We start from the raw sequence: 16,944 nt of genomic DNA, 5'->3' as shown, positions 1-16,944 counted from the left end.
AGTTGCACGGCGGCTACGGCTATCTGCGCGAGTACGGTCTGGAGAAGATCGTCCGCGATCTGCGGGTGCACCGAATTCTGGAGGGCACCAACGAGATCATGCGGATGGTCATCGGCCGCGCGGAAGCGGCACGGGTCCGCAGCGGGCGATAGGAGGGGCCACCCACATGACCACGGTGGCATTCCTGGGGCTGGGCCACATGGGCGGGCCGATGGCGGCGAACCTGGCCTCCGCCGGGTACACCGTTCACGGATTCGATCCGGTGCGGGCCGCCGCCACAGCGGCAGCGGCCCACGGGGTCAGCGCGTGCGACAGCGCCGCCGACGCGGTGGCCGATGCCGACGTGGTGGTCACCATGCTGCCCAACGGGGACTCGGTCAAAGCGTGTTACGCCGAGATCCTGCAGGCCGCACCGCCCGACACCCTGTTCATCGACAGCTCCACCATCTCGGTCGCCGACGCTCGCGAAGTGCATACGCTGGCGGGGTCGCACGGTTTCGCGCAGGTCGACGCCCCGGTCTCCGGCGGGGTGCCGGGTGCGGTCGCCGGCACGCTGGCGTTCATGGTCGGCGGCGAGGAGGCGAGCTACCGGCGAGCGATGCCGGTGCTGGAACCCATGGCCGGCAAAGTGATCCACTGCGGCGGCACCGGCGCCGGCCAGGCCGCCAAGATCTGCAACAACATGGTGCTGGCGGTCGAACAGATCGCTGTGGCGGAGGCTTTCGTGCTCGCCGAGAAGTTGGGCCTGTCCGCGCAATCGCTGTTCGACGTGATGACCGGCGCCACCGGCAACTGCTGGGCGCTGCACACCAACTGCCCGGTGCCCGGGCCAGTGCCCACGTCACCGGCCAACCACGACTTCCGGCCGGGTTTCACCGCGGCCCTGATGAACAAGGACCTTCACCTGGCGATGGATGCGGTCGCCGCGACGAATTCTGTTGCGCCACTGGGCAGTCACGCCGCTGCGATCTACGCCGACTTCGCCGCCGAGCACGCCGGCGAGGACTTCAGCGCGGTCATCGAGACGCTGCGGCGCAGCTGAGCGGGCAATCAGTCGCGCGTCGAGGCCGCACGCGAACGACTGGTCAGTCGATCTCGCCGGTCAGGTCGAACTCGGCCAGCGTGCGCGCAGCTAGCTCACGCAGAGCCGGCTTGGTGTTCTCGGCGCCGGGTTGGTACGCGCGGACGGTGATGGAGATCTTGCCGCCGATGCGCAGCGACAGCAGGTACATCTCCCCGCCGATTCGCTCGAGCCACCGTCGCGTCATACCTTGCCTCATCCCACGTCCGGCGAGGTATTCGGCGGCGGTGCCATCGGCACGGTTGACCAGCGAGCCGAGATCGCCGAGATTATTACAGACCACCAGGGGATCGGGATCGTCAAACCCCGCATCGACTAACCGTTTCAACACCGGCTTCGGCGTCCACGGGGTCAGCCACAGCAGCTGCGACGACAACTCGTCCGGCGTTTCCCGCAGCGTCGTCAGCGCCTGCTTGATGGCGGCGCGGGCGTCACGCAGATCCGTCGTTACCCGCGTCGGGTCGATGCTGACGCGTGCCGCGGACAGTGCTATCGCCCGGGTGTCGCCCTCGGTGCGATCGCTGAGAGGCAGCTGCAAGGTGACGGTGCCGTCGCTGCGACGGCGCCCCATCCGCTCCGCAAGTTTGGCCGCCAACCCGGCGGTCAGCGTGTTACTCGTGCCGCCGAGGGCCTCCGCACGGGCATCCCAATCATCCAGGCCGACATAGATCGTGATACCCGGCACGACGACAGCGTCATCGCCGTCTCCTCCACCGGCGGCGGGTCGCTGTGCCGGTGGTGCGGCAACATCATCAGGTCGGCGGGGACGGACCACTTTTGCCGCCGTGACAAGTGCCCGGGCAACCTGCGGTGCGTCGCGCGCCGTTTGTCGGGCGTCCTGTACTACCGCGCGCAGACGGGGGCGTGACCGCGGCGGCGGATAGCCGAGATCACGCGTATTGCCCAGCAAGGCCTCCGCTACCGTGACGACGAACCCGAGGCCGTCGACCACGTAGTGGGAAGCCACCACGCTGACCGCGGTCGAGCCGTCGGTCAGGGGAAGGACGCCGAGATGCCAACTCGGGCCCCATTCCGCATCAGTAGGCAGTTGTGAGCGTTCGTCAACCCAGTCGCTGAGTTCAGCCCGCGGACGGGCGCACTCAGCGATTTCGATGTCCAACGGCCACCGATCCACGACCCACCGATACCGGGCGAACCGCAGCGGCGAACGCTCGATACGCCGTCCCATTAACCCGTAGCCGAGGTTGTGGTGAAAACGCCTCAGCCCATCGAAGTCGACAGCATGCTCGTACACCCACGTGCACTGCGTGACTTCCTTCTGGCCGGCGGCGCGGTGACTGGCAAAAAAGCCCTGGTCCAACAACGCAAGCCGATTGTCCGGCCGCGCATCAGCTTCAGAGGCGCGGCCGTTAACCGATTCACCCGCACGAGGTATCCGGACTGGCATTTATCGGCCTTTATAGCAGTGGCAGAAATGGCGCAATGTCGATCAGGAAATTGCCACCGGTAGCCTGCGCGTGGAGCATGTCGCCGAGGGCGGTGGCGAGGTCGAAGTTGCCGGATGTGGTGAGGTCAGAGCCGGCGGTGGCGGTGCTACCACTGCCGATGACGGTGGCGGTGTCAGCGCTGCCGAGGATACCACCGACGCCGCCGGCATATACCTCGTCGGTAGTGCTGCCAATGCCGAGAGCGGAGGCGGCGTCGAAGAAGCCGTTCATGGCCTTGACCACCGCATTGATCCCGGCGGCGATAGCGAGGTCGAAGACGCCGGAGGCAGTGGCAGCGACGTCATGGCCGGCGGCGAATGCGGCGTTGAGAACGCCGCCCGCGGCAGCGTCGCCGCCGGCGCCGACGGCGAATGCGGAGTTAAGGAGGCCGACGGCGCTCGCCAAACCATCGGGGCCGGCGACAGCGAGGTTATCGATGCCCACGCCGGATCCGACGGTGCTGTCGGGGCCCAACGCGGAGGCGAGGTTACCGATGCCGAAGAAACCAGCGGAGGAGCTGTCCTTGCCGATGGCCGAGGCGAGGTCAAAGAGGCCGACGATTCCAGCTCCGGCTTTGCTGCCGGCGCCGATGGCGGAGGAAAGGTCAAACAGGGCGCCCACCCCGGAGCTGGCGTCACTACCAGTGCCGATAGCGGAGGCAATGTCAAAGACGCCGGCCAAAGTGGCGGTGGCGGAGCTATCGGTGCCGACGGCTAATGCGGCATTGAAGAAGCCGAGAAAGGGAAAGCTGCCGAGAGCGTTGGCATTGGCGCCGTCGCCGATAGCGATCGCGATGTTCCCAAAGCTTGAGGCGGCGGTGGCGGTGTTATCTGCCGTCGGAAACAGATCCGTCCCGTTGATGGAGATCTGAATATCCGAGGCCGAGGCGACCCCCGGCGTCGACGCGAACGCCGCCCCTATGCCCAAGCCCACCCCCAGCAAGCCCAACCGACCGATCCCAGCAATGTGGCGCATCGATCTCCCTTCCCCTGGGCGACCCAAGCCCGACCCGACAGGTGCGCCGTGGCGTTGATTCAGCGCCGGTCCCTTAAGCGATGCACGTTACTCCGCACATGAGGACACAACAAGCGGTTCGCGTGCAGTCTTCGTGAATCTCGCCGACTGGTTGACAGTGATCGTGCCCTAGAGAATACTGGCGCGCACCGTACTGTTTGATGGCAATGTGCTTAGGGTGTTGCCATCTTAAAGCAGTCGTGTTAAGGGGCGGGCATGGCCAACAATCACATAGCCCGGCGTCAACACCGGTGGGGTGGCGGTGCAACGTTGAGTGGCGCGGCCCTGGCCACCGCCGCACTGATCGGAATCGGCGTCACCCAGGCCGGTGGTCCCACCCCGGTACACCGGCTCAGCAACCTGGTACACCTGCTGGCCGCTCCCAGCGCCGACGGCCCCGACGCATTCACCATCGGCCCCTACACCTTCGACCCCGCCACTGCCCTGCCGCTGTGCGTTCTCACCGCCTGCGTCGGCGGTACGGAGGGATGGTCCACTTTCCCTCCCTCGGTCTTCCCCGGTCCGCCGCTGCTGAACATCTCCGGCGGGGAGCTGGACGGCATCGGCCTGGCCACCCAGGATTTCGTGGTGTACAACTCCAGCGGCACGGTGATCGGATCCATCGACACCAACGGGACCATCATCCAGATCGCGGGCCAGCCCAGCTACGAGTTCGACGTCACCAGCTCAACGTCGGTAGCCGGGGGCGCCCTGCCGGCAAACGGGACGATCTATGACATCTTCAACTTCAACCTGCTGCCCAAGTTCATCGTCCCGCCCTTCACCAACGTCTACGAGGCCGACCCGGGCGGTGCCGTCCATGACTTCATGGTGATCGACGGCCACGCGTACAACATCGCCAACCCCGTCCCGTTGGGGGGCGGCGCCGAACTGAACCTGTCGTCGCTGCTGAGCCAGAACTTCACCGGGAATCTGAGCCCAGGAGACGCCTTCAGCAACCTGGTGGCGACATCGAACGACAGCAGCATCGGCTCACAAGCCTTCACCATCAACGTGCCCGGCTTCGACTACACCCTCGACCCCTTTGACACCAGCCTCACCCCGGACACCTACACCGCGGTCGCTCCGCTGGCAAGCTTTGCACCGATATTGGCCGCAGGCGGTGTGAACCTCTCCGGCATACCAGCTATCACCCAGGGCTTCAATGTCTACGACGGCACCACGAATGTCGGGAGCTTTGACGCCACCGAATTCGTCACCCAATTCCTCGGTATGACCACCACGGAGGAAGTGGTCACCAGCGTCACCCCGCACCTCGGGTACACCGACGCGGACCTGCCGGCCGTGGGAACGGTGTTCAGCGTCACCAACCAGACCCCGTTCGGCCTCGGCCAGAAAGACACGGTCTACATCGCCACCCCGGCATCGGGCAGTACCCCATCGTCGGCCACCATCAGCACGGTGACGCCGTCGGGCACCGACACCACGCCCGCCCCCTTCAACGTCGACTCGGCGGGCAACGCAGAGATAAATCCGTCCGACGTCTTCGCCACGCTGGCTGCCGAGCAGGCATACCAGAACGCGAGCATCCCGCCCCCGGGAGCCCTACACGGGGGCCCAAGCACTCCCCCCACCGACGCCTTCACCATCAACGGAACAACCTTCTACCCCGAAACATCGTCGTTCACCGAGGGTTACAACAATATCGCTCAAACGAGTGGCGGAGCGCCGTTGATGGCCGTCTTCGGTGGCGGCGCGTCAGTCGCCGGGATCAACGTCCCGCTCGCCTCGCAAGACTTCTTCTACTACGACGGCACGGGTGCCAACGCAACGGTGGAAGGGGGAATAGCGACCAACATCGCCGTCACCTACCTGTTGTTCTTCAAGAACGCGGCGCTCACCGTCACCGGCTGTGCCACCTTGACCTGTACGGACATGCCGGCGAAAGGAACGGTCTTCGACGTGCTGAACCTGGGGTTCGGCGTCGAGAACATCTACGAGGGCACCCCGAGCGGTACCGTCTTTGACGAAATAGTAACGCCGTTAGGGCCTCTCTTTAATATTCAGCTCCTTCTCCCCCCGTCGATGGACGCCGGCGTGCCTTTCACACCGGCCGACATTGTCCCCTCCGGGTTGGACGTGCCATTTTGACCGCACCTATAGGCTTAAAGGCGTTACTTCAGGAGAGTGAGTAGCTCCTCGACGCCGCTGGTGGTCAAGACCTGATCCGCGGGAACGGCAACGACTTTGTCACTCAAGGGGAAGCGGTGTTGGCTAGGGTAGACGATCGCCAACCTCGCCAGCTGACGTCGAGCGATCGGGCGAGCGCGGCGCCGTTCCAGAGCTGGGCGTGGAAATGGGCGAGCATCGCTCACGCGCCCCGCATCGTCGTGGCCGGCAAACGTGCACTCCGGCGCCGACTGGCCCACCAGCCGGCCCAGAGTGGTCTTGCCGGCTTGGCGAGGTGAGCAGCACGACCGGTGCCCGGTCCAGCGCGCGTCGCAGCCGAGCGCCAGCATCAAGCCGGTCGATCAACATTGCATGTAATTCTAGCGTCCAGCGCTGATATTTCATGGACCGCTGATCGGGCCGCACGAGCACCGAGGGTGTTTCGCAGGCACTTTTCACGATGCTTGCCGACTGGTTGACAGTGACCGTGCCCTAAAGAATACTGGCGCACATCGTGCTTTTTGATGGCAATGCGCTCAGAGTTTAGTACTGCTAGCTAAAGTCGCATTGGGAGGCCGGACATGGCCAACAATCGGATAACTCGACGTACTCGCTGGTGGGGTGGCGGTGCAGGGCTGGCTAGCGGGGCTGTTGTCACTGCCGCAGTGATCGGAATCGGCGTCACCCAAGTCGGTGGGGCAAGTCCGGTACACCCGCTGTCCACGCTGGTGCACCTGCTGGCCGACCCGGCCTTTCCTAACGGCCCCGGTCCCGACGCATTCACCCTCGGCGGTTTCACCTTCGACCCCGTCACCTCCATCCCCGACTGCCTCGGCGTCGGCCTCTGCACCCTCGGCGCGGAGGGCTGGGCCACTTTCGACCCCCCGCTTGCCGCTGTCCCGCCGCTGTTTAACGCCAACGGCGGGGAGGCGGATGGCATCAGCCTTGCCACCCAATACTTCGACATTATTCCCACCACCGGCACCGACGCCGGCAAGGTAGTCGGATCCATGACCACCGTCGAGAGCGTCATACAAATCCTGGGCCAGACCAGCTACGCGTTCACTGTCACGGGCGCACCGACTGCTGTCCTCGGGTACACCGGCCCTCTGCCGGCAGATGGAACGGTATACGACATCTTCAAATTCAACCTGCTACCCAGCATCATCGTCCCGCACTTCACGAACGTCTATGAGGCCACCCCCGGCGGCGGCGTCAGCGACGTTATGGTGCTGCCGAGCGGCCAATACAGCATTGCCTCGCCCGTGCCGCTGAACTCGAGCGGCGCCGAACTCAACCTGGAGTCACTGTTGACCCAGAACTTCAGCAGCACGACCCCCCCCGCGGACCTGGACCCGGCCGCTGCCTTCAGCAATCTGGTGGCGACGTCGAACGACAGCAGCATCGGCCCGGACGCCTTCACCATCAACGTCCCTGGCTTCGACTACCAACTCGATCCTTTTGTTAGCCTCACCGCGAACGATTACGCCGCGGCCCCTATCGTCGCACTCTTTGGACCGGCATTGGCCGCCGCCGGTGCAAACGCCTTAGGCACATCTGCTATTACCCAGGGTTTCAATGTCTACAACAGCGCCGGCACAAAGGTGGGCAGCTTCGACGCCGACGAGACTGTGACCAAATTGTTGGGCCTGACCACCGTGAATGAACTCACCACCAATTGTAGTTTACTGGGGACCTGTCCACCAGTGGGAACGGATTTCTCCGTTACCAACATGACCCCGTGGAACATCGGCATTAACGACGTGATTTACCTCGCCACCCCGGGCGGTACCGCCACCGACACCTTCATCACGCCGACGGGCTCCTACACCCTTCCCGCCCCCTACAACGTCGACGCGGCGGGCAACGGCGAGATAAACCCGGAAAGCGTCTTCGCCTCCCTGGTTGCCGAGCAACCCATGGCCCAACTCGTCACACCCCCGAGCGCAGAGTTAGGCCCGAGCACCCCCTGCACAATGTGCTTCACCATCGATGATCAGACCTTCTACCCCGAAACGTCTTCAAGCACCGAGGGCTGGAACAACATGTCTATGACGCTTGGTGGACCGCCGCTGTTGGCGGCCTTCGGCGGCCAGGTATTCGGCACCATCACTCTCGACACGCAAGAGGTATGGATCTACAGCGGCACGGGTGCCAGCGCCACCGAAGAAGGGGCAATGGACGGCAACATGGTCGCCGTGTTCCTGCCGTTCATCCAAAGCGCATCGTGGGATGTCACCGGCTGTGTCAGCGGGACCTGTCCAGCAGATCAAACGTACTTCGCCGTGACCAGCCTGCCCGGCGGCCTCAACAACGTCTTCGAGGGCACCCCGAGTGGTTCCGTCTTTGACGAATTGATTACGCCGCTGGGGCCCCTCGCGTTAATCGATCTCCCCTCCCCCTTAATGAACCCCGCCGTGGACTTCGTCCCGTCCGACCTGAACCTCGCCGGTTTGGACGTGCCGGGGCTGTGAGTTCGGGGGATGGCGCCACCGCGACAAGGCCCACCCACCCATGCGGCCGCAACCGGAAATGCCCGAGGTCCCGGTCTACACCGGCGTACGCGATCCTGTCTGGTCGTCACGACCACGCGTCACCGCGTCGCCGATCAGCCAAACCGCTTGCGGCGGGCGAAATCCTCCACCAGGTCAGCTGCGGTCGCAACGCTGTCGGCGGGTTTGATCATCCGGGTGGCGATATCGCGGGCGCGCGCGACGTAGTCCGGAGCAAGGATGGTGCGCAGATCTTCGACCAGCGAATTCTGGGTAGTGGTCGAAAAGCGCCGGGCGGTACCCACTTTCAGCCGCTTGACCGCAGCTCCATAGAGCGTCTGATCGAGGTCCGTCGAAAGGATCAACGTGGGGACTCCGGCCCGCAGGCCCGCGGCCGTGGTGCCCCCGCCACCGTGGTGCACGACCGCGCGGCAGCCCGGAAAGGTAGCCGCGTAATTCACTGCACCCACCACCTTGACGTGCTCCAAACGGGCGGCATGAGGGGTATTGCTGAAGTCGGTCCCGGCGGCGCACACCAATGCCCGCTCGCCTAACTGCGCGCAGGCCGTGCCGATCATGGCGAGCATGTCGGCGGGAGATTCGAGGGGTATGCTGCCAAACCCGAAGCAAATCGGCGGTGTTCCCGCGCCAATCCACGACGCGGCCTCCGCATCGGCAGCTGTTGGCGACTCCATCGTCAGCGTGCCGACAAAGGGCCGTTGGCGGCCCCATTTCGCCCATTCGGCTGCCAACCCGGGAAAGCACACCTGGTCGTAGGCCTGGATTTCCAGCGAGCCGCGTCCGGTGATCCGCTGCGGCGCAGGGCCGGTGGCCTGCGGCAGGCCCAGTTCACGGCGCTGCGCATCCTCGACCTTCTTCGTCCCGCGCCAAGACAGCCACCAGTGCAATGCCACTGCGGAGCGGCCCAGCGGCGCCGGCAGGAGCGGCAGGAGCCGACCGTTGGGCCGCAGCGGGTAGTAATGCAGCGTGGCCAACGGAATGTCGTAATACTCCGCGACGTTGGCGGCGGCGTCTTCGAAATTCACCGCGCTCACGAGCAGGTCGGCCCCGTCGGCGAGCGACGTCAGCGTCGTGCTCATCTGCTGCCAGCACTGGATAATGGGCTCCCCGATTTCGCGCCGCGACCTGATCAGATCCTGAAGCCGCCACGGGTTGCGGAACAAGCACGTCCAGAATTCGCGGTGCGCGTCCAGAATGGCCTGCGTATCTGGCCCGAAGGCGACTGCCGCGGGCCCAGCCGCCTCGGCGAAGCCAACCAGGTTGGGCGGGACAGCCATGCGCACGTCGTGCCCTCGGCGGGTCAGCTCCCGGCCGAGGGCGACGCAGGGCTCGACATCACCGCGACTTCCCCAGCTTGCCAGCACAAATCTCATCGCGGACCCTGGCCCCTCGCTTCCGTTGCGCCCCGCCACCGGCATTTCCGTGTATGTTAAGCCCGGTTGCTATGGCCCGAAAGGCAATTCGGGTTGTGCGCCGATCCATTCGAGCAGCGCATGCAGACCGTCCTCGATCCCCCACTTCGGACGCCAGTCGAGCTCGTCCTTCGCCGCCTCAATGGTGCAACTCGCGGCACGGACGTCGCCGTCGCGGAATTTCGGTACGACGGCCGGTTCCGGGGCATCGCAGATGGCGGCGATCTGGCACGCCAGCTCATGGATGGTGGTCGCGATGCCCGACCCGATGTCGAGGCAGCGCGGCCCGGTCGCAGGCCGGTGCACCGCGGCGGTCACCGCGTCGATGACGTCATCGATAAAGACGAAATCGCGCACGATCCGACCGTCTTCGTAGACCTCCGCTGGGCGCTTCGCACGCCCCAAACCCGCGAAAAGGGCGACGACTCCCGTGTACGGGTTGGTCAGCGACTGGCCCGGACCGTAGACGTTCTGCAGCCGCAGCACACTGAGATTGGTGTCATGGCCGGCTGCCCACGCAGCCAGCACGTGCTCCTGGGCGAGCTTGGTCGCGGCGTAGATGCTGGTAGGCCGCGGCTCCGTCTGGCCTGCGCAGCTCGGAAGCGCCACCGCAGGCTCGCCAGCGGGCCCCTCGGGATCCCAGATGCCAGACAGCAGTTGGGCGTGGCTGCGCGGCCGCGGATAGAAGACGTGCGTGCCACACTGCCAGGCACCCTCCCCGTAGACGGCCCGTGACGACACCAGGACGAACTGGTCGGGCACCAGCGCCGAGCGGCTCAGGGCGTCAAGAAGCTGGGTGGTGCCGACCACGTTGACCGAGCCGTGGCGCGTCGCTTGCGTCAGCGACTGCGCGGTTCCCGTCTCGGCCGCCAAGTGCACGATCTGGGATGGTCGAAATAATCGAAGCACCGCATCCCAATCGGGAGCATGGGTGACATCGCCGGTGAACAGCCGCACCGACGGCGGCAGGTCGATCGCTACCCGGTCGCCGTGCACCTGCGGGTGCAAAACGTCCATGACGGCCACGTCGTAGCCGGCCTCGACGAGACGACGCGCCAGCGCGCACCCGATAAATCCTGCCCCACCGGTGATCAGCACGGATGTTGACAACAGCCGAAGCCTCCGGTTCTCCCCGGCACGGGTTGCCAAGGGTGCGGTCCGGGTCGATCATATCCGGCACCGCGGCGCCGACACGATCATCCGGAGTCCTCGACACCCGCCGCCCGCAGTCCCGGCAGCCCACACCAATGTCGTACCGTCGTCACAGCCCTCGGCACCTAGCCGAGAACGTGGAGGTGAACCGGTGGTCGCAATCGAGGGGGCGACAGTGGACAATGCGAACCTTCATCGTCTATGGAAAGCGGTTCTCGTTGGTCTTGCGCTCGCTGTCGCTGCGGCATGTTACCTCGTGCCGGCTCTCCTCGTGGCGATCGGCGTCCTGCTATTGCTGCTCTTGTGTGCACGTTTTCTTTATCGGGGCCGCGACCGCTACATCCCCAACCTATATGCCCGAGACATCAGGGTTTACGACGACGAATATCGCGAGTTTATCGGCAGGACGCTTTCGGAACTGCGCCAGCACAGGATTCGACGCCACACGCTATTATGGGAAGCGTCGCGCCTGCCGCTACCACGCTCCCAGGATTCTGACGAGCTACTGCTCGACCTCGGTGTCTGGATCGGCTGGTCGACGCGGCTCATATCCGATGTCTGTCACCATACGGTATACGGGTTCGATACCTTTTCGGGCCTTGTCGAAGACTGGCACGTCGATGACCAGGCCGTCGTCAGGCGCGGAACCTTTTCACTATCGGAGCCGCTTGCACAACGTTTGATGCGGGATACCGGCGTGAGCTTGCACGACGGACTGCCTGCCGCGCTCGATCGCGATGTGGTGTTCATACGCGGAAGCACCTATGAGACGTTGGGCCCGTTCCTGGCCGACCGACCAGCCGCCGCAATCAGGCTCTTCCATATGGATCTGGATACATATGAGAGTTGCCTGCATGCGCTGGAAACCTGCAAGAATCATTTCATCGAGGGCTCGATCCTCGTCTTCGATGAGTATCTGGTCACCAATGGTGAAATGCGAGCATTTTACGAGTTTCAAGACCGCTACGAGCTGCAATGGCAATACCGGGCGTGGGGCCTCGAGATGTGGGAGATGAATATCGAGATGGTCGTTGCGCGCTGGAAACGTATGGTGTACCGCTTGGTCGCGATTGCGGTGTATTGGCTGCTGGGGGAAGGCCGCTACACGTGGACATTTTTTAGCAAGCGGTTCTGGCGATTTTGGTTAGGGGCGCCTCTCGGTGATATCTCTTTCCTGCTCGGTGCCGCCGGGCAACGGAAATCGGTGAGCCTGGAAATTACCGGCCTAGGTAAGCTTGACCGAAACCGCCAGCGCCCGTAGGTGTTGCCGCATCAGCCGTGATCGCCGCCTGCTCCCGCCTCGCCGGCCGGATCCGGTATCCAGGTGCCCGGCACCATCGGCATTCTGGGGCCCCCGCCGAATTCAGCACCGGCGAGCCTGGTCAGCCCTGCAGCCTGCTCGACGGCCCCGTTCCGCACGGTGCCCGCAAAACCCAACGGCCCGGCCCCGTTTTCTGACGTGACTGACTCGCTCCAGTCCGGCTCGACGCCGACAGGCATATCCATGAATTCGTCACCGTAGCCGCGCAGCCCTGCCCGCCGCCGGCGCCGCCTGGCCCGAAGCGGCTCGCGCGCGGCGGTGGCGGGCGCTGCCGCGGCGACATCCGGCTCCGGCGCTTTCCTCGTGACGCGGGAGCTGGCGCTGCCAGTCGCCCCCGAACCGGTCCCAAGGCCGGGAGGTCCCACCACGTAGGGCGGCACAAAGCCCGCCCCGCCCGCCACCGCCGGCGGCGACGCCGGCACGGAACCGGCCACCGTGCTCGCGGGTGCCGGTGCCGAAGCCGGGGCCACCGCCGAGCCACTCACCACGACAGGGCTACTGGCCGCGGCCGGCACGCCGGGTGTCTGCGCGAGAGGAGCGGCCGATCCGGAGGGGGTCGGGGCCGCTTCAGTGTGGATGCCAGCCAGTCCGCTCAGGCCCGCGGTGCCCACCGAAGACCCGGCGGGCACGACGAACGGAAGCGCCGTAACTTCGGGAAAATACTCGACGAACTGGATCGCGTGGCCGAACAGGTCTGATGCCAGTCCCGGGATGTCGTAGGACAGCTGCAGAAACCCTTGAGCCGGATGCTGTGCGATGATCTCGATGTCCCGCCACAAGGTTTGGGGAACTTCGAGTAATCGATTGATGTACCAGCTCACGTCGTAGGGATCACCGCTATCATTGTCGACGATCGGCAATATTCCGTATCTGCTGTGGCCGCGGCCACCGAATTCGCCGTCGACGGGCGGGGCTTTGCGGCCGGACTTCTGGATCTGGGGTGCCGGGGTGGTTTGCGGCGCCGAGGCCACCGAGGCGGTGGAAACCGCATGATAGCCGGCCATCGTGGTGGCCGCCTGAATCCACATCCGCACGTAGTCAGCCTCGTTGAGTGCGATCGGAATCGTGTTGATCCCAAAGAAATTCGTCGCCACCAACGCTGCATGGGTCACGTGGTTGGCGGCCAACTCGGCCAAGGTCGGCATGTCCGCCAACGCCGCGGCGTAGGCGCCAGCCACCGTCTCATGGAGGGCCGCCGTGGCGGCACTGTCGCCGGCGGCCTGCGTCAACCACGCTACAAAAGGCACGTTCGCCGCCACATACGACTCCGCGCTGGGCCCTTCCCACACGCCGGCCTGCACCGACGCAACCAGCGTGCTGAGTTCATCGGCCACCGAGACGTACTCCGCACTCACCGCCGACCATGCGTCCGCGGCCGCCAGCAGCGACCCGGGCCCTGGACCGCTGCACAGCAACGCCGAATGCACCTCCGGCGGGGAGGCCATCCAGGCCGGTACCGTCACGGCAAAGCCTTCCTGCGAATACGCGCACGCTGACACCCGATGGAGGTAGTCGCCGGCCGGTACGGAAAAGTTCCATCGCCTACCCGACCGTGGACCCGGCCAGCGCTACGAACGACGATGCGTGTACAACGGAAGTCCGACGTCAGGCACCGGGGCAGGTTCCGAGAGTCTCACCCAACCCCTTGCCAGAAAGCGCCCCTTGCGGAGAGGATCGTCGTGTGAATCGGATCAAGGCTGCGCAACGAGCGCTGGACGGGCGGGTCAGCCCCGTCTATCTGGAGATCGGCGTCTCGCGGGGGTTTGCGTTCCGGCGTATCAGTTCCGATGTGAAGATCGCCGTCGACCCGGCGTTCAGGCTCTCGGCGCGCTCCCGCAGGCAAGCCGACGCGAAGGCGCGCGCCACCTACTACTTCGAGACGACCAGTGATGCGTTCTTCGCGAACGAGACGGCCTTCCTCGAGCAGCACGGCGTCGACGTCGCCCTCATCGACGGGCTGCACACCTATGGGCAGGTCGTGCGTGATGTCGAGAACACCCTGCGCTACCTGCGTGACGACGGTGTCATCGTCCTGCACGACTGCAACCCCGCACGCGCCCTGATTGCCCGGCCAGCGGCGTCGCAAGCCGACTTCATCGCGCAGCAGAAAGGGCTGCTGAAGGTCGGTGTGTGGAGCGGCGATGTGTGGAAGGCGATCGTCTATCTGCGTAGCGCCCGCCCCGACGTGCGAGTCGCGGTGCTGAAGTGTGACTTGGGCGTCGGGATCGTACGAAAGGGGCGGCCGGAATCGCGGCTGTCCTACTCGCCGGCGGAGATCGAGGCGCTCGATTACACAGATCTCGCCGCCGACCGCAAGCACTTGCTTAACCTGAAGCCGCCCGCCTACCTCGGCGAATTTCTCGCGACGAGCGCCGAAGCTCCCCCGGGATAACGGCGGCCTGGCCGGACGAAACGGGGACCGCATGTTGGCTGATCGGCGAAACCCCTGGATTTACCCTGTGGGCCCCCGGTATCGTGTGGTGGGACTTCACCGAAACCCCTGGATCCACTTTGTTACCCTTCAGTACGATGAGTGAGGATTTCTGGAGAAACCCTTGGATCGACCCCGTTAACCTTGAGTATCGTGTGGGACTGATCCACGAATCGACCTAGGGGGCTGGGAGAAGCAGTGAGCATCAATCCGTTCGACGATGACGACGGCAGCTTTTTGGTCTTGGTCAACGACGAGGAGCAGCACAGCCTGTGGCCCGCCTTTGCCGACGTTCCAGCCGGCTGGCGGGTGGTGTATGGGCGGCGGCCAGGCGAAGAAAGCCGCGCCGCGTGCCTGGACTACATCGAGCAGAACTGGCCCGATATCCGGCCGAAGAGTCTGCGCGAAAGGCTGGCCGACGCCAAGACTTCGATAAAGTCGGAGCTCGGGGAGCCCGATGGAGCTTGATGACCGTGCAGTCCCGCTGACTGGGGAGCAACTTGGCATATGGCTTGCCCAGGAAACGGGTGACTCCGGTACCGACTGGCAGATCGGCCTGTTGGTCAGAATCGACGGCTCGGTCGACCGCGACGCCCTTCAGTGGGCGATCGGCCGAGTGACGCGCGAGGCCGAACCGATCCGGGCGGCATGCTTCGAGGTGGACGGCCAGGTTTTCCAACGGGCGATCGATTACCCGCAGGTCGAACTGGACTTCTATGATCTGAGCGGCTCGCGCGATCCCGTGCGGGAAGCCCAGGAGATGGCGTTGTCGATTCAGCGCACACCAATGCCGTTCACTGGCCCGCTGTTCAAATATGCATTGTTTCAAACGCAGTCCGACCAATTCTATTTGTTCGGATGTTTCCATCACATCATCATAGACGCAGCCGGCATTGGACTGTTCGGCAATCGGGTTACGGCCGTCTACTCTGCCATTGTTTCCGGGGAGCCCATCCCGCCTGCGTTTTTCGGGTCGTTGCAGGACTTGGTTGACTGCGAATCAGCATACGAAGCATCCAACGATTACGTCGAAGATGAGGCGTATTGGACGAGGAACCTTCCCGCGGAGAGCGGACTGGACTATCGTTTGCCAGAAGCAGCGGGCGAGCGCGATCCGAATTGGCGTTCGGAGCCGGTTCAGTTGGACCCTGCGGTGCTTCGCCGGGTTGACGAATTATCCCACGCGTGGAATATGCCTCGCCCCTCGATCATCACCGCGGCATGCGCACTTTTGATGCGTGGGTGGTGCGGTGAGGGCTCCGAGGTGGTGCTCGACTTCCCGGTCGGCAGGCGAGTGCGTCCAGAGTCCAAGACGCTGCCCGGCATGGTTGCCGGGGTCGTGCCGCTGGTGTTGCGGGTCTCGGCGGCATCGACCGTTACCAGTTTTTGTGAGCATGTTGACACGCGAATCCGGGAAGCGCTGCAACATCAAAGGTTTCCGGTGCACGCCCTTGAGCGCAAAACCTACCAGCGTGGTCCTGGGGAGTCAGCCGACAGGGTGGTCGTCGATTTCTTCCCGACATCATTTTCGCTGGACTTCGGCGGTGTTGCGGCATCGGCGTCAATGACCAATTCCGGCCTCGTGAGCGGTTTCGGGTTGATCTTTTCCGGCGTCGGCGACGAGCTCTTTCTCACCACGTTGGGCACTGGTCAACTGTTTTCGAATTTTGATGTCTCCGATTTAGCTTTGCGGTTGCAGCGGGTGTTGGAGTTGATGACGGTTGATCCTGCGCGGCGGTTGTCGTCGGTGGGTGTGCTTGATGGGGTTGAGCGGGTCCGGTTGCAGGGGTGGGGTAATCGGGGGGCATTAGCCCGGCCGGCGGGGGTGTCGGTGTCGGTTCCGGAGGTGTTCGCCGGGCAGGTGGCGCGTGTGCCGGGGGCGGTGGCGGTCAGTTGCGGGGGGCTGTCGTTGACGTATCGCGACCTTGATGAGGCGGCGAATCGGTGGGCGCATTTCCTGGTCGCACACGGGGTGGGCCGGGGGCAGTGTGTGGCGTTGTTGTTGGAGCGGTCGGCGTCGGCGGTGGTGGCGATGTTGGGGGTGCTCAAGGCGGGGGCGGCGTATCTGGCGGTTGATCCGGGTCTGCCCGACGCGCGGGTGGGGTTCGTGCTCACCGATGCCGGCCCGGCCGCGGTGATCACCACCGCGGGTCTGCGGTCGCGGCTGGCCGGCCACGGTCTGGGTGAGCTGGTGGTCATCGATGTCGACGATCCGGCGGTCAATAGCCAGCCTGATACCGGGTTGCCGGCGCCGTCCGGTGAGGACATCGCGTATTTGATTTACACCTCGGGTACGACCGGCACCCCTAAGGGGGTGGCCGTCCCCCACCGTAATGTGATCGCACTGTTGGAGACGCTCGACGGCGAGCTGGAGCTCTCGGCGGGGCAGGTGTGGACGCAGTGTCATTCGTTGGCGTTCGACTTTTCGGTGTGGGAGATCTT

At 64.7% G+C, this 16,944-nt stretch carries 13 protein-coding genes; 8 read left to right on the top strand and 5 right to left on the bottom strand.

Annotated elements, in window-relative coordinates; all coding sequences use genetic code 11:
- Both AC2VOP_RS12980 and mmsB read left to right on the top strand, forming a co-directional pair.
- Positions 1 to 152: acyl-CoA dehydrogenase family protein (locus AC2VOP_RS12980; protein ID WP_486953881.1), on the top strand; the 152-nt coding region annotated here is incomplete at its 5' end.
- A 14-nt stretch (positions 153 to 166) separates the two neighbouring features.
- Positions 167 to 1,042 carry a 3-hydroxyisobutyrate dehydrogenase gene (gene mmsB / locus AC2VOP_RS12975; RefSeq protein WP_486961351.1) on the top strand — a complete coding sequence of 292 codons (876 nt, stop codon included), beginning with the start codon at positions 167 to 169 and terminating at the stop codon, positions 1,040 to 1,042.
- Between the two features lie 43 nt (positions 1,043 to 1,085).
- Here mmsB and AC2VOP_RS12970 read toward each other — a convergent pair whose 3' ends face one another.
- Complete coding sequence (locus tag AC2VOP_RS12970; RefSeq protein WP_486961350.1) at positions 1,086 to 2,489, bottom strand: hypothetical protein; 1,404 nt, start codon at positions 2,487 to 2,489, stop codon at positions 1,086 to 1,088.
- Positions 2,490 to 2,499: 10 nt separating this feature from the next.
- Complete coding sequence (locus AC2VOP_RS12965) at positions 2,500 to 3,477, bottom strand: hypothetical protein (protein WP_486961349.1); 978 nt, start codon at positions 3,475 to 3,477, stop codon at positions 2,500 to 2,502.
- A gap of 282 nt (positions 3,478 to 3,759) precedes the next feature.
- Between AC2VOP_RS12965 and AC2VOP_RS12960 the strand changes: the two genes are divergently transcribed.
- A complete protein-coding gene (locus tag AC2VOP_RS12960; protein ID WP_486961348.1) occupies positions 3,760 to 5,655 on the top strand; it encodes a hypothetical protein in 1,896 nt (631 codons plus the stop codon).
- Positions 5,656 to 6,338: 683 nt separating this feature from the next.
- The gene (locus AC2VOP_RS12955; protein WP_486961347.1) at positions 6,339 to 8,147 is read left to right on the top strand and encodes a hypothetical protein; all 1,809 of its coding nucleotides are present in this window, start codon (positions 6,339 to 6,341) and stop codon (positions 8,145 to 8,147) included.
- Between the two features lie 134 nt (positions 8,148 to 8,281).
- On the opposite strand, the gene AC2VOP_RS12950 is transcribed toward AC2VOP_RS12955, so the two are convergent.
- Positions 8,282 to 9,559: a glycosyltransferase gene (locus tag AC2VOP_RS12950; RefSeq protein WP_486961346.1), complete on the bottom strand. Its 1,278-nt coding sequence runs from the start codon at positions 9,557 to 9,559 to the stop codon at positions 8,282 to 8,284.
- A 69-nt stretch (positions 9,560 to 9,628) separates the two neighbouring features.
- Positions 9,629 to 10,696 carry an NAD-dependent epimerase/dehydratase family protein gene (locus tag AC2VOP_RS12945; protein WP_486961352.1) on the bottom strand — a complete coding sequence of 356 codons (1,068 nt, stop codon included), beginning with the start codon at positions 10,694 to 10,696 and terminating at the stop codon, positions 9,629 to 9,631.
- Between the two features lie 205 nt (positions 10,697 to 10,901).
- Between AC2VOP_RS12945 and AC2VOP_RS12940 the strand changes: the two genes are divergently transcribed.
- Positions 10,902 to 12,011, top strand: coding sequence for a class I SAM-dependent methyltransferase (locus tag AC2VOP_RS12940; RefSeq protein WP_486961345.1), 1,110 nt, complete (start codon positions 10,902 to 10,904; stop codon positions 12,009 to 12,011).
- An 11-nt stretch (positions 12,012 to 12,022) separates the two neighbouring features.
- On the opposite strand, the gene AC2VOP_RS12935 is transcribed toward AC2VOP_RS12940, so the two are convergent.
- Entirely contained in the window at positions 12,023 to 13,534 is a 1,512-nt protein-coding gene (locus AC2VOP_RS12935) for a PPE domain-containing protein (protein WP_486961344.1), read from the bottom strand.
- 218 nt (positions 13,535 to 13,752) lie between these two features.
- On the opposite strand from AC2VOP_RS12935, the gene AC2VOP_RS12930 reads away from it, so the two are divergent.
- The 3 genes from AC2VOP_RS12930 to AC2VOP_RS12920 form a co-directional block, all read left to right on the top strand.
- Positions 13,753 to 14,463: a class I SAM-dependent methyltransferase gene (locus AC2VOP_RS12930; RefSeq protein ID WP_486961343.1), complete on the top strand. Its 711-nt coding sequence runs from the start codon at positions 13,753 to 13,755 to the stop codon at positions 14,461 to 14,463.
- Positions 14,464 to 14,700: 237 nt separating this feature from the next.
- Positions 14,701 to 14,970 carry an MbtH family protein gene (locus AC2VOP_RS12925; RefSeq protein ID WP_486961342.1) on the top strand — a complete coding sequence of 90 codons (270 nt, stop codon included), beginning with the start codon at positions 14,701 to 14,703 and terminating at the stop codon, positions 14,968 to 14,970.
- Positions 14,960 to 16,944: AMP-binding protein (locus AC2VOP_RS12920; RefSeq protein ID WP_486961341.1), on the top strand; the 1,985-nt coding region annotated here is incomplete at its 3' end. The genes AC2VOP_RS12925 and AC2VOP_RS12920, both read left to right, overlap by 11 nt.

It is taken from the genome of Mycobacterium sp. TH-M106 (genome assembly GCF_057473765.1).
This window is presented reverse-complemented; position numbering and strand designations above follow the sequence as displayed.

Coding starts and splice junctions, on each gene's coding strand:
- mmsB (WP_486961351.1), top strand. CDS start 167: ATGACCACGGTGGCATTCCTGGGGCTGGGCCACATGGGCGGGCCGATG.
- AC2VOP_RS12970 (WP_486961350.1), bottom strand. CDS start 2,489: ATGCCAGTCCGGATACCTCGTGCGGGTGAATCGGTTAACGGCCGCGCC.
- AC2VOP_RS12960 (WP_486961348.1), top strand. CDS start 3,760: ATGGCCAACAATCACATAGCCCGGCGTCAACACCGGTGGGGTGGCGGT.
- AC2VOP_RS12950 (WP_486961346.1), bottom strand. CDS start 9,559: ATGAGATTTGTGCTGGCAAGCTGGGGAAGTCGCGGTGATGTCGAGCCC.